The following is a 21,872-nucleotide window of genomic DNA, read 5'->3' as shown; positions in this document are numbered from 1 at the left end:
GTGGGTTCCACGAGTGGCGATGGCGTCAGCACAGTCCGGCGGGCCTGGAGGTCTTGCAGGAGTTGGCCACGAAGGTGTTGCGGAGCGCGGTCCTCTCCTGGTTGACCAGGTCCGCGGGGGAGTTGCCGTCGAGCACGTTCCCGCTCACCCGGTTCCGCTCGCCGGGCGCGCCGACGAAGCTCTTGAACAGCACGATGCCGCCGGACAGGGGGGACCTGCCCGAGTTGCGGGCGACGAGGTTGCGGGACACGTCGGTCCGCTCGGTGCCGGTCAGGACGATGCCCGAGCCCTGGAGGAAGGGCAGCCGCTTGGTCGCCGGGCAGAACCGGTTGTTCTCCACGACCCGGTTGTCGCGCACGGTCAGGGCGCCGGCCCGCGGCCTGTTCTCGTCGCCGACGACGAACACGCCCGCGCAGTTGCCGGTGACGCGGTTGCCCGTGACGGTGAGGTCGCGCAGCCGGCGGACGGTGACGCCGATCCGGTTGCCCTCCAGCCGGTTGCCGGTGATCAGCGTGCCGCGGGTGTCGACGGCGCCCTGCTCGGCGGTGATCGTGTTGGCGAGGAAGAGCCCCGCGTCGCCGTTGTTCCGGGCGGTGTTGGAGCGGTACACGCTGCGTTCGGAGCGCTCCTCGGCCAGGCCCCAGACCCCGTTCTTCTCGGCGGTCACCTTCCGCACGGTCAGCCGGTCGGTGCCCACGGCCATCAGGCCCGCCTGGCGGAAGCCGGTGAGGGTCAGCCGGGAGACGGTGACGCCTTCGAGGCGCTTGGCCCTGGTCCCCACCACGCAGATGCCGTTGCCCCGCTTGCCGCAGGCGCTCGCGGTGCTTTGGCCGCCCGGTTCCAGGACGGTGCCGGGGCCCGAGCCCCGCAGGGTCAGACCGGGCGTCGTCACCTTGACGCTCTCGTGGTAGACGCCGGGCAGCACCAGCACGGTGTCGCCCTGCCGCGCGGAGTCCACCGCCCGCTGGATCGATTGGCCCGGATGCACCAGGTGCGTCCTGGACACCTGGACCGGCGGGGCGGCGGCGATGCCCGTACCGACCAGCGCGGTGGCGCTCAGGAACAGAGCGATATGGCGTTTTGTCATATTCTGTACGGTATGGCCCGATAGTCGGCCTGCGTGCCGGATGGGCCGTCCGGCGGCGTGTCACCGGCGCGGCGCGTGGTCCGGTGGTGGGTCACCGGCGCAGGGCGTGGCCGATCCACAGCTGTTCGGGGGACAGGGGGCGGCCGTCCTCCAAATCCCACAGGGCGTTCTGCAGGACGCGGCCGAGCGTCCAGGCGCGGGCCCGGTCCCGGTCGAGGCCCAGCACCGCGGTCATGGCCTCGAAGCGCGGGACGACCTCACCGGGCTCGAAGCGGTTGGACAGCGCCGGGAACAGCTCGAAGCCGGGGTCACCGGCGAGCGGCTTCGGGTCGATGGCCAGCCAGGGCTCCCGGCCGGCGCCGAGGACGTTGTCGTAGTGCAGGTCCCAGTGCAGCAGCCGGTCGCCGCTCTCGCCGGCGACCTCGCGCACGGCGGCGGCGCAGTCCGCGAGCAGCCGGCGGTCGTCCCCGTCGGGCAGCGGCCGCAACGCGCCCGGCGTCCGCTCCAGCAGGGCGCCCGCGATGTCACCGAGCCGCCGTATCCCGGCCGGGGCGGGTACGGACGTCAGGCGGGCCAGCAGGCCGGCGATCACCCGGGCGGCCTCGCGGGTGTCCGGCAGGCGCGTCAGCGGGCGGGCGGAGTCGAGCCGTTCCAGCAGCAGCGTGCCGGTCGGCCCGTCGTGCTCCAGCAGCCGTACGGCCCCCGCGCCGTCCCACGCGCGCAGCGCGGGCGCCTCTCCCGCGCTCTCCTCGTCGGGCAGTTGGAGCTTCAGAACGGCGGGCAGGCGGTCGGCGCGCAGGACCGGAAGGACCAGCGCGCACACGCCGTGCATCGCCGGCCCGTCGACCCGCAGCCGCCACCGGTCGAGGAAGCCGGACACCTGCCGGGGCAGCCCGGCGACGAAGGCGCGGCCCGCCGCCCCGTTGAATTTCTCCTGGGAAGCGGCCAGCGCGCCGGGCACCTCGATCACCCTGACGACCATACTTGCGCCTGTGAGCGGGGTCATGCGGCGTGGGCTTCGGGCGGCTGCGGCGTACGTCCGCAGCGCGCCGGGCACGTATGTCTGGCTGCTGATCCTTTTCCTGACCACCGTCGCCCTGCACCACATGTCGCCGCAGTTCGAGCAGCACTTCCTGCGCCACCGCTCGACGAACCTGCGCGAGCTGTCGCACGACCCGGTGCGGGTGCTCTTCTCCAGCGCCATGTGGATCGACAGCGGCCACTGGCTGCCGTACGCGGTCCTCTACACGGTCTTCCACGCCCAGGCCGAGCGCTGGCTGGGCACCCTGCGCTGGCTGCTGGTGTGCGTGACCGCGCACGTGCTGGCCACGCTGGTCAGCGAGGGCGCCCTGCTCTGGGCGATCCAGCGGCACGTGGTGCCGGAGTCGGCCGTCAACACGCTGGACGTCGGCGTGAGTTACGCCCTGGCCGGGGTGGCGGGGGTGCTGGCGTACCGGATCGCCCGGCCCTGGCGATACCTGTACCTGGCCGCCGTTCTCGGCTTCTACGGCGTGTCGCTGGCGACCGGGCGCACGTTCTCCGATCTCGGGCACTTCGCCGCCGTGCTGATCGGACTGGGCTGCTATCCGCTGGCCAGGGGCCGGGGCAGGCCGTGGAACCCGGGGCGGGCGCTGTCCGCGCCGAGGCCCTAGCGTCAGGTGTCCGGCCTCGTGTCTCACGCCACCGGTTCGCGTACGGACGTCTCCGCCGGGGCCCCGTGCTTCGGGGCCCTGCCCGTCACCATCAGGCCCGCGACCAGCCCGGCCAGCAGCATCACGGCGGCCGCCCACCAGATGGCGACCGTGTACCCGTGGACGATCCCCTCCGGCACCACCCGGGCCCGCTCCGCCCCGCCGTGCAGATGGGCGGTGACGTAGGCGGCGCTGCTGGTCGTGGCGAGCGTGTTGAGCAGGGCGGTGCCGATCGAACCGCCGACCTGCTGCGAGGTGTTCACGGTCGCCGAGGTCACCCCCGAGTCCTGCGGGGCGACGCCCGCGGTGGCGGTGGCGAACACCGGCATGAAGGTCAGGCCCATGCCGAGGCCCATCAGCACCAGCGCGGGCAGCACCTCGCTCGCGTAGTGCGAGTCGACGGTGAGCCGGGTCAGGAGCAGCAGGGCGCCCGCGGCCAGGAGCATGCCGGGGACCATGAGCGCGCGCGGCGGCACGTGCCGCAGCAGCCGGGCCGAGATCTGCGTCGAACCGGTGATGATCGCGGCGGTCATCGGCAGGAAGGCGAGTCCGGCCCGCAGCGGCGAGTAGCCGAGGATCTCCTGCAGGTAGTACGTCATGAACAGGAACAGCCCGAACATGCCGACCACGGCCAGCAGCATGGTCAGGAAGCAGCCCGCCCGGTTGCGGTCCCGCAGGACGTGCGGCGGCAGCAGCGGCACCGGCGCCCGGCCCTGCCACCACGCGAACGCCAGGAGCAGCGCCGTGCCGAGGGCGAACAGGCCCAGCACCACCGGATCGGTCCAGCCGCGCGGTTGCGCCTCGCTGAACCCGTAGACGACGGCGACCAGTCCGCCGCAGCCCAGCGCCGCCCCGGGCATGTCGAGGCGGGCATCCGTCCGGCCCGGTCTGTCGCGCAGCAGGGCGAGGGCGCCGAGGACGGTGACGACGGCGATGGGCACGTTGACGTACAGGCACCAGCGCCAGTTCAGGAACTCGGTCAGCACGCCGCCGACGATGAAGCCGATCGCCGAGCCGCTGGCCGCCAGGGCGCCGTAGACGCCGAACGCCTTCCCGCGCTCCCCGGGGCGGGTGAAGGTCGTGGTGAGCAGGCTGAGCGCGGAGGGGGCGAGGGCGGCCGCGAAGGCGCCCTGGAGGGCGCGGGCGCCGTAGAGCATGCCCGAGGACGTGGCCGCGCCGCCGAACGCGGAGGCGGCGGCGAACCCGGCCAGCCCGACGACGAACGTGCGCTTGCGGCCCACCAGGTCGGCGATCCGCCCGCCCAGCAGGAGCAGCCCGCCGAAGGCGAGGGAGTAGGCGGTGATCACCCACTGCCGGTTGCCGTCGGACATGTGCAGGGCGTGTTGCGCGGAGGGGAGCGCGATGTTCACGATCGTCGCGTCCAGGACCACCATGAGCTGCGCGAGAGCGATGACCACCAGTGCCCACCAGCGGTGCCGGTCGGTCTCCTGGGACGAGGATTCACCTGTGTGGGTGACGCTCATCTGGCCAGAAGACCATGAATCGGTACATATCGCATCCTCGTGCACGGAGGGGCGGCCCGCGCCCCGCCCCCGCGACTCGCGGCCGGAGAGCGAAGGGGCCGGGGCGTTGTCAGTGGCGGGGTGCAGCATGGGGGCATGGTGAGCGGATCGAGCGGCAGGGCCGGTGTGAAGGGCGCGCGGCGGCCCGAGGTGCGGTTGCCGGCGCTGGAGGCGTACGGCGGCGGGGGACTGGCGCCCGACGGGGACTACGACGGGCTGGAGTTCCGTGAGGAGGACTTCGCCGGGCAGGACGGGGCGGGTGCCCGCTTCCTGGACTGCGCGCTCGGGGGCTGCGCGCTGGACGACACGTCGCTGCGTCACGCCCGCTTCCTGGACTCGGTCCTCACCGGCATACGGGGTGTCGGCACCGACCTCGCCGAGGCGACCCTGCGCGATGTGGAGGTGGTCGACGCCCGCCTCGGCGGTACGCAGTGCCACGGCGCGGTCCTGGAGCGCGTGTGGATCCGCGGCGGCAAGATCGACTACCTGAACCTGCGCAGGGCCCGGCTGCGGGACGTGGTCTTCGAGGGCTGCGTCCTCGTCGAGCCGGACTTCGGGGGCGCCCGGCTGGAGCGGGTGGAGTTCGCGGACTGCGTGGTCAAGGGCGTCGACTTCAGCGCCGCGACGCTCTCGGACGTGGACCTGCGGGGCGCCTCGTCCCTGGAGATCGCGCGCGGCCTCGACCGGTTGGCGGGCGCGGTGATCAGCACCGGTCAGCTCCTGGACCTGGCGCCGGTGCTGGCGGCGGAGCTGGGGATCAGGGTGGAGGGCTGAGAGGGGCGGAAGGGGGCGTGGCCCAGAGGGGGGCTCAGGGGGAGGAGGGGCTCAGGAGACGCGGGGGAAGCGGGCCTGGAGGGTCCAGATCGCCGGGTTCTCCGCCAGGTCCTCGTGCAGGTCGCACAGGTCGGCCACGAGGTCGTGCAGGAAGTCACGGGCCTCACGGCGCAGCGCCGTGTGCGAGAAGGACAGCGGGGGCTCCTCGGCGGGCATCCAGTCGGACTCCATGTCGACCCAGCCGAAGCGGCGCTCGAAGAGCATGCGGTCCGTGGACTCGGTGAAGTCCAGCTCCGCCCGCTGCGGACGGGAGGCGCGGGACCCGGCCGGGTCCCGGTCCAGTTGCTCGACGATGTCGCACAGGGCCCAGGCGAAGTCGAGCACGGGCACCCAGCCCCAGGCCGTGGCCAGTTCGCGGTCCGACTCGGTGTCGGCCAGGTACACGTCGCCGCAGAACAGGTCGTGCCGCAGCGCGTGCACGTCCGCGCGGCGGTAGTCCGTCTGCGGCGGGTCGGGGAAGCGGTTGGAGAGGGCGTAGCCGATGTCGAGCACGTAGGCGATGGTGTCATGTGCCCCGCATAGGATCGCGCGCGTGTATCGCTCCGCCCCCTTCGTCCGGACCGCCGCGGCCGGCTGCGCCCTGCTCGTGCTGACGCTGACCGGGTGCGACGGCGGTGTCCGGGGCACCCCGGGCGGGACCGGCGTGCACGATCCGTACTTCCCCAGGGCGGGCAACGGCGGGTACGACGTCAGCCACTACGGCCTCACCCTCGACTACGACCCGGACCGCCGTCACCTCACGGGCACGGCGGTCGTCACCGCCCGGGCGACCAAGGACCTGTCCGCCTTCGACCTCGATCTCAGCGGCCTCGACGTCCACAGCGTCACGGTGGCGGGGAAGGCCGCCTGGTTCAGCCGGGCCGGGCAGGAACTCACCGTGCGGCCGCACGACGATCTGCTGAAGGGGGAGACCTTCAGCGCGACGGTGCGCTACTCCGGGCGTCCGCAGGTCGTCGTCGACCCCGACGGATCGCGGGAGGGCTGGCTGCCCACCGCCGACGGCGCGCTCGCCCTCGGCGAGCCGGTCGGGTCGATGGCGTGGTTCCCGGGGAACAACCACCCGTCCGACAAGGCCGCGTACGACATCGCGGTCACCGTGCCCGAGGGGCTGCGGGCCGTCTCCAACGGTGAGTTGAGGAGCGAGACGACCAGCGGGGGGCGTACGACGTTCCGGTGGCGCACCGCCGAGCCGATGGCGAGCTATCTGGCCATGGTCGCGATCGGCCGGTTCGAGATCACCCGCTCCACGACGAGGAGCGGCCTGCCCGTGTACGTCGCCGTCCAGCCGTCCCAGGCGCGGGAGAGCCGGGCCGTGCTGGCCAGGATCCCCGAGGTCGTCGAGTGGGCGGAGCGGCGCTTCGGCCCGTTCCCCTTCTCGTCCACCGGCGCGGTCGTCGGCCGTGGCGAGGAATCCGGTTACGCCCTGGAGACCCAGAACCGGCCCGTCTTCCCCGGCGCGCCCGACATCGGGACCCTCGTCCACGAACTCGCCCACCAGTGGTTCGGGGACTCGGTCACCCCGAAGAACTGGCGGGACATGTGGCTGAACGAGGCCTTCGCGACGTACGCGCAGTGGCTGTGGGAGGAGGACCACGGCGGCCGGACGGCGCAGCAGGCCTTCGACGCGCTCCTGCGCGGCGACTACTTCACCGACGACGCCGCGAACGAGGCGGTGTGGGCGTTTCCGCCCGCGCGGCCCAGCGGCGCCGACCACATCTCCGACCGGCCCGTCTACGAGCGCGGCGCTGCGGTGCTGCACAGGATCCGCCAGGCGGTCGGCGACCGGGCCTTCCAGGACATCGTCCGGGGCTGGGCCGCCGCCCACCGCCACGGCAACGCGGACACCGCCGACTTCACCGCCTACGTGGAGAAGAAGGCCCCGGACACGGACTTCACCGGGATCTGGGCCGACTGGCTGTACGGGGACGGCAGACCGGCGGGTCCCTGACCACGGCCGGCCGGTCGACCGGCCGGCCGTGGTCAGGGATCGCGTCCGTCAGACGTTGACGCCGAAGTCCTGGGCGATGCCGACCAGGCCCGAGGCGTAGCCCTGGCCGACGGCGCGGAACTTCCACTCCGCGCCGTTGCGGTACAGCTCGCCGAAGACCATGGCCGTCTCGGTGGCCGCGTCCTCCGACAGGTCGTAGCGGGCGATCTCGGAGCCGCCGGCCTGGTTGACGATGCGGATGTAGGCGTTGCGGACCTGGCCGAAGTTCTGGCCGCGGTTCTCGGCGTCGTAGATGGAGACCGGGAAGACGACCTTGTCGACGTCGGCGGGGAGCCCGGCGAGGTTGACGTTGATCGCCTCGTCGTCGCCGTCGCCCTCGCCGGTGACGTTGTCGCCGGTGTGGACGATGGTGTTGTCCGGGGTCTGCTTGTTGTTGAAGAAGACGAAGTGCTGGTCCGAGTAGACCTTGCCCTGCGCGTTGACCGCGATCGCGGACGCGTCCAGGTCGAAGTCCGTGCCGGTGGTGGTGCGGACGTCCCAGCCGAGGCCCACGGTGACGGCGGTCAGGCCCGGAGCCTCCTTGGTGAGCGAGACGTTGCCACCCTTGGACAGGCTTACAGCCATTGTTGGGAGTCCCTTCCCTCGTTGCCTATGCGGACGAAGCTACCGCCACCCATAGGAACGCCGAGGGGGGTCCTCCGAGTTCCGCGTCCCTTTACCTTTTTTACCCACCCGGCTCGAACACGCCCGCGGCGAAAACATGATGACGTGACGGGGTGTGGAGGGGAACATGGACGACATGTCCGGTCCCCATCTCATCCGCGGCTCCGTCGCGCTCCCCGAGGCCGAACTGGCCTGGCGCTTCTCGCGGTCCTCCGGGCCGGGCGGCCAGCATGTCAACACCACCGACTCCCAGGTGGAGTTGCGCTTCGACCTCGCCAACACCGAGGCGCTGCCCGAGGTGTGGAAGCAGCGCGCCCTCGAACGCCTCGCGGACCGGCTCGTCGACGGCGTCATCAGCGTGCGCGCCTCCGAGCACCGGTCCCAGTGGCGCAACCGCGAGGCCGCCGCCGTGCGCCTCGCCGCGCTCCTCGCCGAGGCGACCGCGCCCCCGCCCAGGCCCCGCAGACCCACCCGCGTTCCACGCGGCATCAACGAGCGCCGGCTGCGCGAGAAGAAGCAACGCTCACAGACGAAACGGGGACGCTCCGGAAAGGACTGGGGCTGACGGGGGTCACGCCGCCGACGGGCCGCCGGCCCAGGGGGCGGTGGCCGGACGCATGACGGGGCGTCGGCCGAGTCGGGCGGACGCCTGGCGCGGACGGGCGGTGGCCCGGGCGGCGGTGGGCGGACGCCTGGCGTGGGCGGGGCGTCCGCCCGGTCCGGGGGCAGCCGGGCACCGGACGCGGTCCCGGCGTCAGCGCAGGTGGCGGTAGCGGCCGTGGTAGTAGAGCAGGGGTTGGTCGTTCGTGCCGAGCAGGCGGGCCGTCAGGACGCGGCCGACGACCAGGGTGTGGTCGCCCGCCGGCACCCGCTGCTCGGTGCGCAGCTCCAGGGTGGCCAGGGCGTCGGTCAGCAGCGGGGCGCCGGAGACCTCGCCGCGGGTGTGGGGCAGGTCCCGGAACAGCAGCCGGTCGCTGACCCGGCCCTTCATGGCGAAGCGGCCCGCGATGGCGTGCTGGCCGTCGGCGAGGACCGAGACCGCCCACAGGGGCTGTTCGGCGAGCAGATCGTCCATGCGGGAGCCCTCGCGCAGGCTGACCAGGGCCAGCGGCGGGTCCAGGGACACCGACATGAACGCCGTCGCCGTCATGCCCGCGTCCTCGCCTGCCGGGGCCCGCGGGTCGTCCGGGTCCAGCGGCGGCTCCTGCGCGGTCACCAGGACCACACCGGCGGCCAGCCTGGACATCGCGGCACGGAACTCCTCGTCGGTCACCCCCTCAGCATGCCCGGACGGCGGTCCCTGCCGCCCGAGCGGAGACGGCTCGGCGGAGGCGGCGGGACAGGGGGCGGGCGGCACGGAGGAAGTGTTCAACACACATGGAACGCTAACCACCGGCCCGCCACCGCCGCATCGGACCCGGGCCCGAACCCGGACCTAGGACCAGCGGCCGAGGAAGTCGTGCATCATGTCCCCACAGCCGCACGGCCCGCGTTCATCAAACGCACAGGGGAAAGCCAGAAACCGCACTCAATTGTTCACGCTCATCTGTGACTTGAGTCACAAGAGCTGTGAATTGTTGACCCTGTGTACCGAGTGGGCTTCGCGCTGTGATTCAGTGGCGGAGAATGCGCAGACGATACGCCGAACAGCACCCTTGATTCGCTGGCGAGGTCTCGGGGGGAGGGCGAGCATGGAGACCGACTCGGAGCCGTACGTCCGCCTGGCGTCCTTGCGGAAACTGCACCAGGTCATGGCGGACATGAACACCGCGCGAAGCCTGGCGGACACACTGCAGACCGTCGCCGACGGCGTGGTGCAGGGCCTGGGCTACGAGCTGGCCTGCGTGAACCTCGTGCGCGCCGACGGCGACCTCGTGGTCGCCGCCCTGGCCGGGAACTCCGCCGCCGAGGCGCTCATCACCGGCCGCGTCGGCTCCCGGGAGTCCTGGGACCGCCGGCTGGCCATGGGCGAGCGGTGGGGCGGCCTGGTCTTCATACCCCACACCGAGGGCTGGGTCCTCGACGACGACGACGTCCCCACCTGGTACACCGACGGGCCCGCGCCACGCTTCGAGGACGAGTGGCACCCCGCCGACCGGCTCTTCGCGCCCATGGACGTCCCCGGCGGGTCCGGCGGCTCCTCCGGCGAACTGCTCGGCGTGATCTCCGTGGACAGCCCGCGCAACGGCCGCCGGCCCGGCGCCTGGGGCCGCGAGGCCCTCCAGATGTACGCCTTCCAGGCGGCCATCGCGATCAGCAACGCCCGGCTGCGCTCCAACATGCAGCGCGCCCTCATACGCCTGGAACGCGAGCAGCAGGCCCTGCGCGCCAGCGAGGAGAGCTTCCGCCAGGCCTTCGAGTACGCGCCGTCCGGCATGGCCATCGCCGAGATGGGCGGCGACCAGCACGGCCGGATCCTGCGCACCAACGACGCCCTGTGCCGGCTGCTGGGCCGCCCCGCCTCCGCCATGCGCCGCTACTCCTTCTCCGACCTCGTCCACCCCGAGGACATAGGCACCCTGCTGCGGACCTCGGCGGAGGGCGGCCGGGCGGAGCTGCGGCTGGGCCGCCGCGACGGCTCCTACGTGTGGGTGTCCCTGCGCAACTCCGTCGTCGCGGACGCCGCCGACGGGCCCCGCTTCCTGCTCACCCACGTCGAGGACATAGAGGAGCGCAAGCGCCGCGAGCTCCAGCTCGCCCACCGCGCCTCCCACGACTCCCTGACCGGCCTGCCGAACTCCGCCGAGCTGCGCGCCCGTCTGTCCGCCCGGCTGTGCCGGCGGTCCCAGGCCGGACACACGGGCGACCCCGACGCGCAGGACACCGCACACGGCCACCCCGGCTACGACATCGACGACCACGGCTTCGACTTCCGGTCCGGCACCGAGGCCTTCGACGCCCACGACCACCATGTGCACACCATCGCCCCCGAGGGCGACCACGACGACGGCACCAAGGGGCTCGCGGTCCTCTTCTGCGACCTCGACGGCTTCAAGTCGATCAACGACCGGTTCGGGCACAACGCGGGCGACGCGGTCCTCATCGAGGTGGCCCGGCGGCTCAGCAACGGCGTGCGCGACGGCGACACGGTGGCCCGGCTCGGCGGCGACGAGTTCGTGATCCTCGCCGACGGCCTCGGCCGGGCCGACGCCCAGGACCTCGCCGTACGGCTGCGCAACGAGATCATCCAGCCGATCCGCGCCGAGGGCCGGGCCGTCCGGGTGGGGGCGAGCTTCGGCATCGGATGGGCCCACTGCGGAATGACGGCGGACGAAGTGCTGAAATCAGCGGACGAACGGATGTACGTCGAGAAACGATCTCGTCCCAAACAACATCGCCGTGCCGGATGATCCGCAGGTCAGCCGACTTGTGCGGCGTGAGTCACCCGTTTGGGCCCGGCGGAGCGGGTAGGCTCGCCTTTCTCACGACCTACCGCCCGACCCCGCACCTGTTGAGGAGTACCAAGGGATGACGCCCGGCAACAGCGGCGCGAGCACGCCCGAGGACGACGACCCGTTCGGCTATCTGTACGCCGACGGTCAGGCCAACGGAGCCCAGCCGCCCTCCGGCGGTTACGGCTACCCGAACGCGGTCAACCGGGTCCACACGGTCGGTAAGCGGCAGTACGGCCAGCCCGCCGCGGCGCCCAACGGCCAGGTCCCGCAGCAGCAGGGCGCGTACGGCAGGCCGAACGCCCACTACGCCGCTCCGGAGACCCTGCCGGGCGGCGCGCCCACGGGCCGCCAGTCGGGCCAGGGCGGCGGCCGGGGCCCGAACACCAAGGGCCTGCTGATCGGCGCCGTCGCGGTGGTCGCCGCGGTCGTCATCGGCATCGGCGTGGCGATGCTCAACGGTGACTCCGACGACAAGGGCAAGGACAAGGCGGGCGACCCGGCCGCCACGGCCACGGAGAGCTCGGAGCCGAGCCCGTCGGCGAGCAGCAGCGCACCGACCGACGGCGCGTTGCCGAAGAGCGACGCCGAGGCGCTGGCGCTGGACGGTGGCGCCGCCAAGTCCTCGGACATCAAGGGCGCCGAGGCGGCCGGCGGCGTCTACGTGGGGAACTTCAACAACGTCGGCGCCTCGATCACCTGGACCGTCGACGGCATCCCCGAAGACGGCAAGTACACCGTATTCATCGGTTACGGAGTCCCGGGCAAGGACGGCACCGCCACTCTGACGGTCAACGGCAGCGTGTCCAGCAGGCCGGTCAACCTGAACAACTGGGCGCACGCGCCCGAGGGCGACTACGAGAAGGGCTGGACGAAGACCTACAACTGGATCCAGCTCAACAAAGGCACGAACACCATCAAGATCTCGTGTGAGCAGGGCAACCAGTGCGACGCCAACCTCGACCAGCTGTGGCTGGCCAAGGGTTGGGTCAAGTCGGGCTGACGCTCAGGCCGCGCTGGCCTCCCCCGACACCGCCACCTGCGCCAGCAGCCTCTCGTAGACCGCGTGGTCGAACTCGCCGGCCGTCGGGGACAGGACCGTCGCCGTGGACAGGGCGACCGCGCGGGTCAGGCGGTCCGGCCAGGGGAGGTTCTCCACCAGTCCCGACAACAGGCCCGCGACCGCGGAGTCGCCCGCGCCCGTCGGGTTGCCGCGGACGCGGGACGGCGGGGCGGCACGCCACAGGCCCTCGGAGGTGTGCGCGAGCAGGCCCTCCGCGCCCAGGGAGGCGACCACCGCGCGGGCGCCGCGCCGGCGGGCGTCCTGGCTGGCGCGCAGCGGATCGTGGGAGCCGGTGAGCTCGGCCAGTTCGTCGGCGTTCGGTTTGACGATGTCGGGGCGGGCCGCCATCCCCCGCCGCAGGGCCTCGCCGCTGGTGTCCAGCAGGACGGGGACCCCGGCCGCCCGCGCCGTCCGTATCAGACCGGCGTACGCGCCCACCGGCAGCCCGGGGGGCAGACTGCCGCACAGCGCCACCGCCGACACCGAGCCGAGCAGCTCCTCGTACACGTTCTGGAAGGCGGACCACTCGGCGGGGCCGACGACGGGGCCCGGCTCGTTGAGCTGGGTGGTGTCGCCGGTGCGCGCGTCGACGACGGCTATGGTCCGCCGGGTCGCGCCCGCGACCGGGACCAGCGCGTCCACCACGCCCGGCGCCCCGGACGCGAGCTGGTCCCGCACCTCGCGCCCGGTGGCGCCGCCCGCGAAGCCGGTGACCGTCACCTCGTGGCCGAGGGCCGCCAGCACCCGGGCGACGTTGACGCCCTTGCCGCCGGGCCGCTCGGTCACCTCGGACACCCGGTGGGTGGCGTGCGACCGCAGGGACGGCACCCGATAGGTGATGTCGAGAGCGGTGTTCAGCGTGACCGTGAGGATCACCGGGCCGACCTCCCCCGAGTAGGCGCGTGTCCGCCGCGAAGTTCCGAAGACTCGATCATGCCAAAGACACGGCCCACCGCCCACCCCGCGGACCGGCCACCACGGCCGGACGGGCGGACGGATCAGCTCAGTTGGGGCTCAACCACCCAGACGCCCCGCCGCATCACGCCCTTGAGGGCGAAGTCCTCGTCGAGCAGCACGAGATCCGCGTCCTTGCCGGGTTCCAGGGAGCCCACCCGGTCGTCCATCCCGAGCAGCCGGGCCGGGTTGGCGGACAGCGCGGCGACCACGTCCGTGACGGGCAGCCGGTCGACGGTCACCGCCCGGTGGAATGCCCGGTCCAGGGTCAGGGTCGAGCCCGCGATCGAGCCGCCCTCCACCAGCCGTGCAACGCCGTCCGCGACCTCGACCTGGAGCGGGCCGAGCAGGTAGCGGCCGTCGCCGTTCCCGGCGGCGTCCATGGCGTCGGTGATGAAGGCGACCCGCTGGGCGCCCGCATGGTGGAACGCCATCTCCAGGGCGGCGGGGTGCAGGTGCACTCCGTCGTTGATCAGCTCGACCGTGACCCGCTCGTCCTCCAGCAGGGCCGCGATCGGTCCGGGGGCGCGGTGGCCCAGCGGCGGCATGGCGTTGAACAGGTGGGTGGCGACGGTGGCTCCGGCGTCGATCGCCTCCACCGTCTGCTCGTACGTCGCGTCCGTGTGCCCGATCGCCGCGATCACGCCGTGCTCCGTGAGCAGCCGTACGGAGTCGATGCCGCCGGGCAGTTCGGTGGCCAGGGTCATCATCCTGGCCCGGCCGCGGGCGGCGTCGATCAGCTTGCGCACATCGGCGGGGTCCGGGGCGCGCAGCAGCTTCTCGGAGTGCGCGCCCTTGCGGCACGGCGAGATGAACGGCCCCTCGAAGTGGACGCCCGCGATCTCGCCCTGCTCGGCGAGTTCCGACAGCAGCCCCGCCTGCTTGACGAGGAGGCCCATGTCGTCGGTGACGGTGGAGGCCACCAGGGTGGTGGTGCCGTGCTCCCGGTGGGTGCGGACGGCGGTCAGCACGTCGTCGGCCGTGCCGGAGAAGGAGGCGCCGCCTCCGCCGTGGTTGTGGATGTCGACGAAGCCGGGGACCAGCCAGTGCCCGCGCACGTCGAGGGTCTCGGCGTCCTCCCGGGCGTAGCCGGCGATCCGCGTGCCGTCGACGATCACACGGCCGCCGTCCACGATCCCGGTGGGCAGCACCACCCGGGCTCCGGTCAGAACCTTGCTGGGGGCCATCAGACGGCTACCTCCGGAATCGTCGTAGAAGTGTTGAGCAGGTCCCAGGCCAGGAGCCCCGCGCCCAGGCAGCCGGCGGTGTCCCCCAGGGCCGCGGGGACGATCGACGGCAGTTTCTGGAAGGTGACGCGCCGCTGGACCGCCTCGCGCAGCGGCGCGAACAGCGTCTCGCCCGCCTCGGCGAGCCCGCCGCCGATGATCAGCGTGCGCGGGTCGAGCAGGGTGAGCGCGGTGACCAGCCCGTCGGCGAGCGCGTCGACCGCCTCCTGCCAGACCGCCCGTGCCGCGGTGTCCCCGGACTCCACGGCCTTGGCGCAGTCCGCCGCGTCCGCGTCCGGGTCTCCGCACGCCTCGGCCCATGCCTGGCTGACCGCCGACGCGGAGGCGAACCGTTCCAGGCAGCCGCGCTGCCCGCACGGACAGTCCAGGCCTCCGGGGCGTACGACGATGTGGCCGATCTCGCCCGCGAAACCGTGCGCGCCCGCCTCCACCCGGCCGTCGATGCCGATGGCGCCCGCGATGCCGGTGCCCAGCGGCACGAAGAGGAACCGGTCCGCGCCCTTGCCCGCGCCGATCCGGCCCTCGGCCAGCCCGCCGGTGCGTACGTCGTGGCCCAGGGCCACGGGGGCGCCGAGCCGCTCGGCGAGCAGGTCGCGCAGGGGTACGTCACGCCAGCCGAGGTTGGCCGCGTAGGCGGCGATGCCTCGCTCCGCGTCGACGATGCCGGGGACGGCGACGCCGGCCGCGGCCGCCTCCTGCCCAAGGTGCTCGACGCCGTGGGCGCGCAGCTCCGCGGCGAAGTCGAGGATGCCCTCGACGACGGCGTCCGGCCCGCGCTCGCGGCCGGTCGCCCTGCGGGCCCGGTGCAGCAGAGAGCCGTCGGCGGCGACCAGCGCGGCCTTCATCCCGGTGCCGCCCACATCGAGGGCGATGACGTGTTTCACGTGGAACAGTGTGGACCGTCGACCGGGAGAGGTCTAGTCCACTTACTTGGTGCAGACCAATTGTGTCCACTTGGTGACTAGGGGCGGCCGGAACGGCACGGATGAGTCACCGGTGCCGTGGGTGTCCGGTGGCGTGGCTGTGCCGGGACGCACGGCCCGGCGGGGCCCGCTGTCGGCGGCGGGGGCTACGGTGCCTGGTATGGACGACGACGAGGAGCAGGGGCTCGGCCGCCGGGAGCGGGACATCCTCGCCCTGGAGCGCCGCGGCTTCACCGGGCCCGGCGCGAAGGAACGCGCGATACGCGAGGAGCTCGGCCTGTCGCCCGTCCGCTACTACCAGCTCCTCAACGCCCTCCTCGACGACACCCGCGCCCTCGCCCACGACCCGATCACGGTGAACCGCCTCCGCCGCATCCGAGCCTCCCGCCGCACAGAACGCTGAACCCGCGCCGGGGCGTGAGACCTGTGCCGGACGCGGTGCCCGTACCGAGCGCTGAGACCCGTGCCCGGCGGAGGAGTGGGTGAGGGCCCTGAGGGATAGGTTCGCTGCATGGGTAGTCAGGACCGTCACTTCGCCGACTCGACCGCCTCCGTCTCCGCGCTGCCGACGCCCGTCACCCGGGCGGGGCGGGACGGGCTCGCTGCGATTCTCGCCCGGCCCGAGCGTGCGCTGATCGCGCTCGACTTCGACGGGACGCTCGCGCCGATCGTCCCCGACCCCGACCGGGCCCGCGCCCACCCGGACGCCGTGCCCGCGCTCTCCGCGCTCGCCCCGAAGGTGGCCGCCGTCGCGGTGGTCACCGGCCGCCCGCCCGACGTGGCGGTCCGCCACGGCGGCTTCGCGGGCGTGCCCGGCCTGGAGCACCTGGTCGTCCTCGGCCACTACGGGGCCGAGCGCTGGGACGCCGCCACGGGCACGGTCACCGCCCCGCCCCCGCACCCCGGCGTCGCCGCCGCCCGCGCCGAACTGCCCGGCCTCCTCGACCGGACCGGCGCCCGGCACGGCACCTGGATCGAGGAGAAGGGCCGCTCGGTCGCCGTCCACACCCGCCGCGCGGACGACCCGCAGGCCGCGTTCGAGGCGCTGCGCGAGCCCCTCGCCGGTCTGGCCGCCCGCCACGGGCTGATCGTCGAACCCGGCCGCATGGTCCTCGAACTGCGCCCCCCGGGCATGGACAAGGGCGTCGCCCTCCTGGACTGCGCCCGCGACCTGGGGGCCACGTCGGTCCTGTACGCGGGCGACGACCTGGGCGACCTCCCGGCCTTCGCCGCGGTCGGCGAACTCCGCTCGGACGGAGTCCCCGGCGTCCTGGTCTGCAGCGGCAGCACGGAGGTCACCGAGGTGTCGCGGCGGGCCGACCTGGTGGTGGACGGCCCCGCCGGGGTGGTGGCCCTGCTCAGGAACCTGGCGGACCACCTCGCGTAGCCGCCCGTCCGCTCAGCCGCCCAGCTCCTGGAGCTGGTCGAGGAACCACTGGGCGGGCGGCAGCGCCGTCGCGGCCGCGGCCAGCCGCTTCGTCCGCTCCGCACGCTCGGGACCCGGCATGGTCAGCGCCCGGTGCAGCGCCCCGGCCGTCCCCACCACGTCGTACGGGTTGACGACGACCGCGTCCTCGCCCAGCTCCGCGTACGCCCCCGCCTCCCGCGACAGCACCAGCGCGCACCCCGAGTCGGAGACGACCGGCACCTCCTTGGCGACCAGGTTCATCCCGTCCCGGATGGGGTTGACCAGCGCCACGTCGGCGATCCGGTACGCCGCGAGCGAGCGCGCGAAGTCGTCCTCCACATGCAGCAGGACGGGGGTCCAGCCGGGCGTCCCGTACCGGGCGTTGATCTCCTCGGCCACCCGCCGCACCTGCTCCGTGTACTCCCGGTACACCGCGAGGTCCTGCCGCGAGGGGTAGGCGAACGCCACGTGCACCACCCGCTCGCGCCACTCCGGGCGCTCCTCCAGCAGCTCCCGGTACGCGTGCAGCCCCCGCACGATGTTCTTGGACAGCTCGGTCCGGTCCACCCGCACGATCGTCCGTCGCGGGCCTTCGTCCGGCCCGGTGCCGATCTCCTCGCGCAGCGCCGCCATCCGCTCCTCGACGTCGGCCCGGTGCGACCGCTCCCGCAGGAACTCCGCGTCCGCGCCCAGCCCGTGCACCCCGATCCGGGTGCCCCCGAGCCCGCCGACGAGCGCGTCGCAGCAGCCGGCGAACGCGTCGGCCCACCGCCGGGTGAGGAAGCCCAGCCGGTCCGCGCCCAGCATCCCGCGCAGCACCCGCTCGGCGATGTCGTCGGGGAGCAGCCGGAAGTAGTCCACCGGCGCCCACGGCGTGTGCGAGAAGTGCCCGATGCGCACATCGGGCCGGAAATCGCGCAGCATCCCCGGCACGAGCGTCAGGTGGTAGTCCTGCACCACCACGGCCGCCCCCTCGGCCGCCTCCTCCGCCAGCGCCTCGGCGAAGGCCAGGTTGTAGGCCTCGTAGGACTTCCACTGCCGCCGGAACTCCGAGTCGAAGACCGGCTCCAGCGGGGTCTGGTACAGCATGTGGTGGACGAACCACAGCACCGAGTTGGCGATGCCGTTGTAGGCGTCGGAGAAGACCCGCGCGTCGATGTCGAGCATCCGCACCTGCTGCCCGCCGGTCGCCTCCGACGGCAGCCGGCGCCCGCCCTCGAAGCGGCCCGCCGCCTCCCGGTCGGCGTCGCTCAGCGCGGCGCACACCCACACCGCGCCCGCCTCCGGGCCGATCGCGGAGAGCCCGGACACCAGGCCTCCGCCCCCGCGCCGGGAGTGGAGCGAGCCGTCCTCGCGCACCTGATACGAAACCGGGCCGCGATTGGACGCGACCAGCACCTCGGCACCGTGCGTAGAAGCCATACGCCTCAACCTAGCCCGGCCCCGAAACGCTCAAACGTACGGTTCCGCTTCGTAGCCGCCGGAAAGCGGGCGGGGCCGGTGTTTCACGCCACCTGGCGGGCCGCGTACTCCGCGACCTCGGCCATCGGCGGACGCTCCTCGGTGTCCACGGGATGCGTCCGCGGCTCGAAGCCGTTCTCGCCGCGCTCGAACTGGGTGAGCAGGGGCCGCACGAGATGGCCGCGGGCCAGGCGGAGCTGGGCGGTCCGGTAGATCGCGGCGGCCATCCGGCCGAGCGCCTGCCCGTCCTGGTGCCGGTGCCTGCGCACCCCGACGTCGACCTGCGCGAGCGCGTCCAGGCCCACCAGGTGCAGCGCGTCGACCAGCATGCCCAGCTCGACGCCGTAGCCGACCGGGAAGGGCAGCTGTTCGAGGAGTGAGCGGCGGGCCGCGTACTCGCCGCCGAGCGGCTGGACGAAGCCGGCGAGCTGCGGCCAGTGCATGTTGAGCAGCGGCCGCGCCATCAGCTCGGTGACCCGTCCGCCCTGCCCGGCGGCGGCCGAGGCGGAGGCGTCCCCGCCGGGCACGGTGAAGGGGCGGTCGTACATCGCCTTGACCAGGTCGACGTCGCGATCGGTGAGCAGCGGGCCCACGATGCCGGTGACGAAGTCGGAGGAGATCTCGCGCAGATCGGCGTCGACGAAGCAGATGACGTCCCCGCGGGTGACGAGCAGGGAGCGCCACAGCACCTCGCCCTTGCCCGGCACCGCCGGCAGACGCGGCAGGATCTCGTCGCGGCGCACCACCCGGGCGCCCGCGGCGGCGGCCACCTCGAAGGTGCGGTCGGTGGAGCCCGAGTCGACGACGACGATCTCGTCGACCAGCGGCGCCCGCTCCACGAGGTCGCGGCGGATCACCGCGACGATGTCGCCGACCGTCGCCTCCTCGTTCAGCGCGGGCAGTACCACGGAGACCGACTGACCGGTGCGCTGCTTGGCCGCCAGGATCTGGTGGAGTGGCCGGTCGGCCACGGACCAGGAGCGGGTGGCCAGCCAGCGCTCGACTTCTTCCAGCACGGTCGGCGGCTCCTCACTGTTGTCCCGAGACTGTTTGTCTCGCGGTGTCGTCTCGCGGTGTCGTCTCGCGGTGTCGTCTCGCGGTTCGGACGACTGTCTCCGCCGTCCTGGCCTTCCGTTACAGTCTTGAACAACGCGGACGACCATCCCATGCCGGGGGTCACCTCCGCGCGGACAACCGAATACAGCTCATCCAGAGGGGCAGAGGGAAACGGCCCGATGAAGCCCCGGCAACCCTCCAGCCGGTTCTCGTATCGACTGCTGTGCGCGCACAGCCGATCGTCTTCGCGAGGCTCCCGGCTAGGGAAGGTGCCAAATCCGTCTCACGGCGAGATGCGCCGTGAGGAAGATGAGGAGAAAGGGCCTCGCCTCTCATGGCTGTGCAGACCGTTGCAAGCAGCACCGATTCCACCGTGGACCTCGGCCCCGCCGCGGCGCTGAGCTGCCGCGAATGCGGTCACCGCGTCCCTCTCGGCCCGGTCTTCGCCTGCGAGGAGTGTTTCGGCCCGCTGGAGATCGCCTACGACTTCTCGGCCTACGGCACCGAGGAGCTGCGCAAGCGGATCGAAGCGGGCCCCGCGAACATCTGGCGCTACGCGCCGCTGCTGCCCGTCCCCGCGGACGTCGCCGGCAAGCCGAACCTGAACCCGGGCTGGACCAAGCTCGTCCAGGCCGACCGCCTCGCCCGCGAACTGGGCGTGACCGGCGGGCTGTACGTGAAGGACGACTCCGGCAATCCGACGCACTCCTTCAAGGACCGCGTGGTCGCCCAGGCGCTGGAGGCGGCCCGCGCCTTCGGCTTCACCACGCTCTCCTGCTCCTCGACCGGCAACCTGGCCGGCGCCGTCGGCGCCGCGGCCGCCCGCGCCGGACTGCGCTCCTGCGTGTTCATCCCGCACGATCTGGAGCAGGGCAAGATCGTGATGGCCGCGATCTACGGCGGCGAACTCGTCGGCATCGAGGGCAACTACGACGACGTGAACCGTTTCTGCTCCGAGCTGATCGGCGATCCGGCCGGCGAGGGCTGGGGCTTCGTCAACGTCAACCTGCGGCCGTACTACGCCGAGGGCTCCAAGACGCTGGCGTACGAGATCTGCGAGCAGCTCGGCTGGCGGCTGCCGGACCAGATCGTCGTGCCGATCGCCTCGGGCTCCCAGCTCACCAAGGTCGACAAGGGCCTGCGGGAGCTGATCGAACTCGGACTGGTCGAGGACCGGCCGTACAAGATCTTCGGCGCCCAGGCCGAGGGCTGCTCGCCGGTGTCCACCGCCTTCAAGGCGGGCCACGACGTCGTGCGGCCGCAGAAGCCGGACACCATCGCCAAGTCCCTGGCCATCGGCAACCCGGCCGACGGCCCGTACGTCCTGGACATCGCGCGCCGCACCGGCGGCGCCGTGGAGGACGTGACCGACGAGCAGGTCGTCGACGCGATCGGGCTGCTGGCGCGGACCGAGGGCATCTTCGCCGAGACCGCGGGCGGTGTGACGGTCGGCGTGACGAAGAAGCTGGTCGAGAACGGCGTCCTCGACCCGACGAAGACCACCGTCGTCCTCAACACCGGCGACGGGCTGAAGACACTGGACGCGGTGGCCGGCACCGGCCTGACCGCGACGATCCGTCCGACCCTGGACTCCTTCCGAGAGGCTGGCCTGGCATGAGCGTGAACGTCCGCATCCCCACCATCCTGCGCACCTACACCGGCGGGCGGGCCGAGGTGAGCGCCGAGGGCGCGACCCTGTCCGAGGTCATCTCGGACCTGGAGAAGAACCACACGGGCATCGCGGCCCGGGTCCTGGACGACCAGGGCAAGCTGCGCCGGTTCGTCAACGTGTACGTCAACGACGACGACGTCCGGTTCGAGCAGGGCCTCGAGACGGCCACCCCGGACGGCGCGGGCGTCTCGATCATCCCGGCGGTCGCCGGCGGCTGATCATTACCTTCGGTAATTCCGGTCACGCAGAGTTCACCGAGTTGCCCCTTCCGTGAGAGAAGCGGAGGGGGCAATTCTGTGTGATTGAACGCGGTAGAGTTGGGGAACGCGCCCCCGAACTCGGAATCCGGGGCCATGGAATCCTGCCGCGGGCCCGGTAAGAAGTAGCCAAAGTCTGCGCGCCTTTTGCGGTATTTGCCTTGTTTATGGGGCCCGAATTGCCCTGAATTCGCGTGAATTCTTCCTATATTCCGGACCGTGTGCGTCCAGATTTCTCGTCCGATTGACCTGTTGCAGAGGGCAGTTGGGCAGATACATTCGGCCGCGGTCGACGCGTTCCGGCGCACGCCCCCGATCCACGGGGGGTGAGGTCTGACCCGGGTCCGCGAAGTGTGGATCTGTGCAAGGGCCAGTAATAGGGGAGTTAGGCATGGCTCAGGGCACCGTCAAGTGGTTCAACGCGGAGAAGGGGTACGGCTTCATCGCGGTCGACGGTGGTGCGGACGTCTTCGTCCACTACAGCGCGATCCAGATGGACGGCTACCGCACGCTGGAAGAGGGCCAGCGGGTCGAGTTCGAGATCTCGCAGGGCCAGAAGGGTCCGCAGGCCGACATGGTCCGCGTCACGGCCTGAATCGCGCGACCACCGCAAGCGACGTTCTTCTTCGGAAGGGCCCGCACCTCCGCTGCCGGGGTGCGGGCCCTTCGCTGTGCCCGCACGCCACCCGTCAC

Annotated in this window: 22 protein-coding genes and 1 riboswitch; of the genes, 11 read left to right on the top strand and 11 right to left on the bottom strand. The window is 72.4% G+C overall.

Going from position 1 to position 21,872, the window contains the following annotated elements; all coding sequences use genetic code 11:
* Nucleotides 1-25 precede the first annotated feature (25 nt).
* Complete coding sequence (locus ACIP4X_RS05670) at nt 26-1,087, bottom strand: nitrous oxide reductase family maturation protein NosD (RefSeq protein ID WP_401346808.1); 1,062 nt, start codon at nt 1,085-1,087, stop codon at nt 26-28.
* Between the two features lie 91 nt (nt 1,088-1,178).
* Nucleotides 1,179-2,069: an aminoglycoside phosphotransferase family protein gene (locus ACIP4X_RS05665; protein WP_391454314.1), complete on the bottom strand. Its 891-nt coding sequence runs from the start codon at nt 2,067-2,069 to the stop codon at nt 1,179-1,181.
* 22 nt (nt 2,070-2,091) lie between these two features.
* Here ACIP4X_RS05665 and ACIP4X_RS05660 point away from each other — a divergent pair, with 22 nt between their 5' ends.
* A complete protein-coding gene (locus ACIP4X_RS05660; protein WP_401346805.1) occupies nt 2,092-2,739 on the top strand; it encodes a rhomboid-like protein in 648 nt (215 codons plus the stop codon).
* 23 nt (nt 2,740-2,762) lie between these two features.
* Here the strand turns inward: ACIP4X_RS05660 and ACIP4X_RS05655 are convergent, their stop codons facing one another.
* Nucleotides 2,763-4,262, bottom strand: coding sequence for an MFS transporter (locus tag ACIP4X_RS05655; RefSeq protein ID WP_401346802.1), 1,500 nt, complete (start codon nt 4,260-4,262; stop codon nt 2,763-2,765).
* Between the two features lie 135 nt (nt 4,263-4,397).
* Between ACIP4X_RS05655 and ACIP4X_RS05650 the strand changes: the two genes are divergently transcribed.
* On the top strand, nt 4,398-5,075 hold the full coding sequence (locus ACIP4X_RS05650) for a pentapeptide repeat-containing protein (RefSeq protein ID WP_358730828.1): 678 nt from the start codon (nt 4,398-4,400) through the stop codon (nt 5,073-5,075).
* A 51-nt stretch (nt 5,076-5,126) separates the two neighbouring features.
* Here ACIP4X_RS05650 and ACIP4X_RS05645 read toward each other — a convergent pair whose 3' ends face one another.
* Nucleotides 5,127-5,627, bottom strand: a complete 501-nt coding sequence (locus ACIP4X_RS05645; RefSeq protein WP_358730830.1) for a hypothetical protein — start codon at nt 5,625-5,627, stop codon at nt 5,127-5,129.
* Between the two features lie 7 nt (nt 5,628-5,634).
* On the opposite strand from ACIP4X_RS05645, the gene ACIP4X_RS05640 reads away from it, so the two are divergent.
* On the top strand, nt 5,635-7,083 hold the full coding sequence (locus ACIP4X_RS05640) for a M1 family aminopeptidase (protein ID WP_391454308.1): 1,449 nt from the start codon (nt 5,635-5,637) through the stop codon (nt 7,081-7,083).
* 48 nt (nt 7,084-7,131) lie between these two features.
* Here the strand turns inward: ACIP4X_RS05640 and ACIP4X_RS05635 are convergent, their stop codons facing one another.
* On the bottom strand, nt 7,132-7,707 hold the full coding sequence (locus tag ACIP4X_RS05635) for a TerD family protein (RefSeq protein WP_358730832.1): 576 nt from the start codon (nt 7,705-7,707) through the stop codon (nt 7,132-7,134).
* A gap of 166 nt (nt 7,708-7,873) precedes the next feature.
* Here ACIP4X_RS05635 and arfB point away from each other — a divergent pair, with 166 nt between their 5' ends.
* Complete coding sequence (gene arfB, locus ACIP4X_RS05630) at nt 7,874-8,311, top strand: alternative ribosome rescue aminoacyl-tRNA hydrolase ArfB (RefSeq protein WP_391454306.1); 438 nt, start codon at nt 7,874-7,876, stop codon at nt 8,309-8,311.
* A gap of 189 nt (nt 8,312-8,500) precedes the next feature.
* Here the strand turns inward: arfB and ACIP4X_RS05625 are convergent, their stop codons facing one another.
* Nucleotides 8,501-9,019 (bottom strand): flavin reductase, encoded by a 519-nt coding sequence (locus tag ACIP4X_RS05625; RefSeq protein ID WP_391454304.1) that lies wholly within the window; start codon nt 9,017-9,019, stop codon nt 8,501-8,503.
* A gap of 418 nt (nt 9,020-9,437) precedes the next feature.
* Between ACIP4X_RS05625 and cdgB the strand changes: the two genes are divergently transcribed.
* Both cdgB and ACIP4X_RS05615 read left to right on the top strand, forming a co-directional pair.
* On the top strand, nt 9,438-11,096 hold the full coding sequence (gene cdgB, locus ACIP4X_RS05620; protein WP_391454302.1) for a diguanylate cyclase CdgB: 1,659 nt from the start codon (nt 9,438-9,440) through the stop codon (nt 11,094-11,096).
* Nucleotides 11,097-11,214: 118 nt separating this feature from the next.
* Nucleotides 11,215-12,141 carry a carbohydrate-binding protein gene (locus ACIP4X_RS05615; protein WP_358730840.1) on the top strand — a complete coding sequence of 309 codons (927 nt, stop codon included), beginning with the start codon at nt 11,215-11,217 and terminating at the stop codon, nt 12,139-12,141.
* Between the two features lie 3 nt (nt 12,142-12,144).
* Here the strand turns inward: ACIP4X_RS05615 and ACIP4X_RS05610 are convergent, their stop codons facing one another.
* The 3 genes from ACIP4X_RS05610 to ACIP4X_RS05600 all read right to left on the bottom strand — a co-directional run bounded on the left by ACIP4X_RS05610 (nt 12,145) and on the right by ACIP4X_RS05600 (nt 15,286).
* The gene (locus tag ACIP4X_RS05610) at nt 12,145-13,077 is read right to left on the bottom strand and encodes a 1-phosphofructokinase family hexose kinase (protein ID WP_401346794.1); all 933 of its coding nucleotides are present in this window, start codon (nt 13,075-13,077) and stop codon (nt 12,145-12,147) included.
* Between the two features lie 122 nt (nt 13,078-13,199).
* Entirely contained in the window at nt 13,200-14,342 is a 1,143-nt protein-coding gene (gene nagA / locus ACIP4X_RS05605) for an N-acetylglucosamine-6-phosphate deacetylase (RefSeq protein WP_391454297.1), read from the bottom strand.
* A complete protein-coding gene (locus ACIP4X_RS05600; protein WP_358730845.1) occupies nt 14,342-15,286 on the bottom strand; it encodes an ROK family protein in 945 nt (314 codons plus the stop codon). Before ACIP4X_RS05600 ends, nagA begins: the two co-directional genes overlap by 1 nt.
* Before the next feature lie 199 nt (nt 15,287-15,485).
* Between ACIP4X_RS05600 and ACIP4X_RS05595 the strand changes: the two genes are divergently transcribed.
* Together ACIP4X_RS05595 and otsB are read left to right on the top strand one after the other, a co-directional pair.
* Nucleotides 15,486-15,728: a DUF3263 domain-containing protein gene (locus tag ACIP4X_RS05595; RefSeq protein WP_358730847.1), complete on the top strand. Its 243-nt coding sequence runs from the start codon at nt 15,486-15,488 to the stop codon at nt 15,726-15,728.
* Nucleotides 15,729-15,836: 108 nt separating this feature from the next.
* Complete coding sequence (gene otsB, locus ACIP4X_RS05590; RefSeq protein ID WP_358730849.1) at nt 15,837-16,712, top strand: trehalose-phosphatase; 876 nt, start codon at nt 15,837-15,839, stop codon at nt 16,710-16,712.
* A 12-nt stretch (nt 16,713-16,724) separates the two neighbouring features.
* Here the strand turns inward: otsB and ACIP4X_RS05585 are convergent, their stop codons facing one another.
* Together ACIP4X_RS05585 and ACIP4X_RS05580 are read right to left on the bottom strand one after the other, a co-directional pair.
* Nucleotides 16,725-18,155 carry a trehalose-6-phosphate synthase gene (locus ACIP4X_RS05585; RefSeq protein WP_358730850.1) on the bottom strand — a complete coding sequence of 477 codons (1,431 nt, stop codon included), beginning with the start codon at nt 18,153-18,155 and terminating at the stop codon, nt 16,725-16,727.
* Between the two features lie 83 nt (nt 18,156-18,238).
* Nucleotides 18,239-19,210, bottom strand: a complete 972-nt coding sequence (locus tag ACIP4X_RS05580) for a glucosyl-3-phosphoglycerate synthase (protein WP_401346789.1) — start codon at nt 19,208-19,210, stop codon at nt 18,239-18,241.
* 186 nt (nt 19,211-19,396) lie between these two features.
* Nucleotides 19,397-19,566: riboswitch (SAM riboswitch) on the top strand.
* 18 nt (nt 19,567-19,584) lie between these two features.
* Between ACIP4X_RS05580 and thrC the strand changes: the two genes are divergently transcribed.
* From thrC to ACIP4X_RS05565, 3 genes are all read left to right on the top strand, one after another.
* Nucleotides 19,585-20,868, top strand: coding sequence for a threonine synthase (gene thrC, locus ACIP4X_RS05575; protein WP_391454291.1), 1,284 nt, complete (start codon nt 19,585-19,587; stop codon nt 20,866-20,868).
* Entirely contained in the window at nt 20,865-21,140 is a 276-nt protein-coding gene (locus ACIP4X_RS05570) for a MoaD/ThiS family protein (protein WP_358730855.1), read from the top strand. Before thrC ends, ACIP4X_RS05570 begins: the two co-directional genes overlap by 4 nt.
* Before the next feature lie 430 nt (nt 21,141-21,570).
* Nucleotides 21,571-21,774, top strand: coding sequence for a cold-shock protein (locus ACIP4X_RS05565; protein WP_004986573.1), 204 nt, complete (start codon nt 21,571-21,573; stop codon nt 21,772-21,774).
* The last annotated feature ends 98 nt before the right edge of the window (nt 21,775-21,872 follow it).

Origin of the sequence: Streptomyces sp. NPDC088817 (genome assembly GCF_044750345.1) — a bacterium.
In the GTDB taxonomy this organism is placed as follows: domain Bacteria; phylum Actinomycetota; class Actinomycetes; order Streptomycetales; family Streptomycetaceae; genus Streptomyces.
Note: the sequence above shows the minus strand (reverse complement) of the source record. Positions and strands in the feature narration are given on the sequence as shown.

What these genes read in the sequence shown, in the direction of transcription:
- ACIP4X_RS05670 (WP_401346808.1), bottom strand. Translation starts at nt 1,087, where the DNA reads ATGACAAAACGCCATATCGCTCTGTTCCTGAGCGCCACCGCGCTGGTC.
- ACIP4X_RS05665 (WP_391454314.1), bottom strand. Translation starts at nt 2,069, where the DNA reads ATGGTCGTCAGGGTGATCGAGGTGCCCGGCGCGCTGGCCGCTTCCCAG.
- ACIP4X_RS05660 (WP_401346805.1), top strand. Translation starts at nt 2,092, where the DNA reads ATGCGGCGTGGGCTTCGGGCGGCTGCGGCGTACGTCCGCAGCGCGCCG.
- ACIP4X_RS05655 (WP_401346802.1), bottom strand. Translation starts at nt 4,262, where the DNA reads ATGAGCGTCACCCACACAGGTGAATCCTCGTCCCAGGAGACCGACCGG.
- ACIP4X_RS05650 (WP_358730828.1), top strand. Translation starts at nt 4,398, where the DNA reads ATGGTGAGCGGATCGAGCGGCAGGGCCGGTGTGAAGGGCGCGCGGCGG.
- ACIP4X_RS05640 (WP_391454308.1), top strand. Translation starts at nt 5,635, where the DNA reads ATGGTGTCATGTGCCCCGCATAGGATCGCGCGCGTGTATCGCTCCGCC.
- ACIP4X_RS05635 (WP_358730832.1), bottom strand. Translation starts at nt 7,707, where the DNA reads ATGGCTGTAAGCCTGTCCAAGGGTGGCAACGTCTCGCTCACCAAGGAG.
- arfB (WP_391454306.1), top strand. Translation starts at nt 7,874, where the DNA reads ATGGACGACATGTCCGGTCCCCATCTCATCCGCGGCTCCGTCGCGCTC.
- cdgB (WP_391454302.1), top strand. Translation starts at nt 9,438, where the DNA reads ATGGAGACCGACTCGGAGCCGTACGTCCGCCTGGCGTCCTTGCGGAAA.
- ACIP4X_RS05615 (WP_358730840.1), top strand. Translation starts at nt 11,215, where the DNA reads ATGACGCCCGGCAACAGCGGCGCGAGCACGCCCGAGGACGACGACCCG.
- nagA (WP_391454297.1), bottom strand. Translation starts at nt 14,342, where the DNA reads ATGGCCCCCAGCAAGGTTCTGACCGGAGCCCGGGTGGTGCTGCCCACC.
- ACIP4X_RS05595 (WP_358730847.1), top strand. Translation starts at nt 15,486, where the DNA reads ATGGACGACGACGAGGAGCAGGGGCTCGGCCGCCGGGAGCGGGACATC.
- otsB (WP_358730849.1), top strand. Translation starts at nt 15,837, where the DNA reads ATGGGTAGTCAGGACCGTCACTTCGCCGACTCGACCGCCTCCGTCTCC.
- ACIP4X_RS05585 (WP_358730850.1), bottom strand. Translation starts at nt 18,155, where the DNA reads ATGGCTTCTACGCACGGTGCCGAGGTGCTGGTCGCGTCCAATCGCGGC.
- thrC (WP_391454291.1), top strand. Translation starts at nt 19,585, where the DNA reads ATGGCTGTGCAGACCGTTGCAAGCAGCACCGATTCCACCGTGGACCTC.
- ACIP4X_RS05570 (WP_358730855.1), top strand. Translation starts at nt 20,865, where the DNA reads ATGAGCGTGAACGTCCGCATCCCCACCATCCTGCGCACCTACACCGGC.
- ACIP4X_RS05565 (WP_004986573.1), top strand. Translation starts at nt 21,571, where the DNA reads ATGGCTCAGGGCACCGTCAAGTGGTTCAACGCGGAGAAGGGGTACGGC.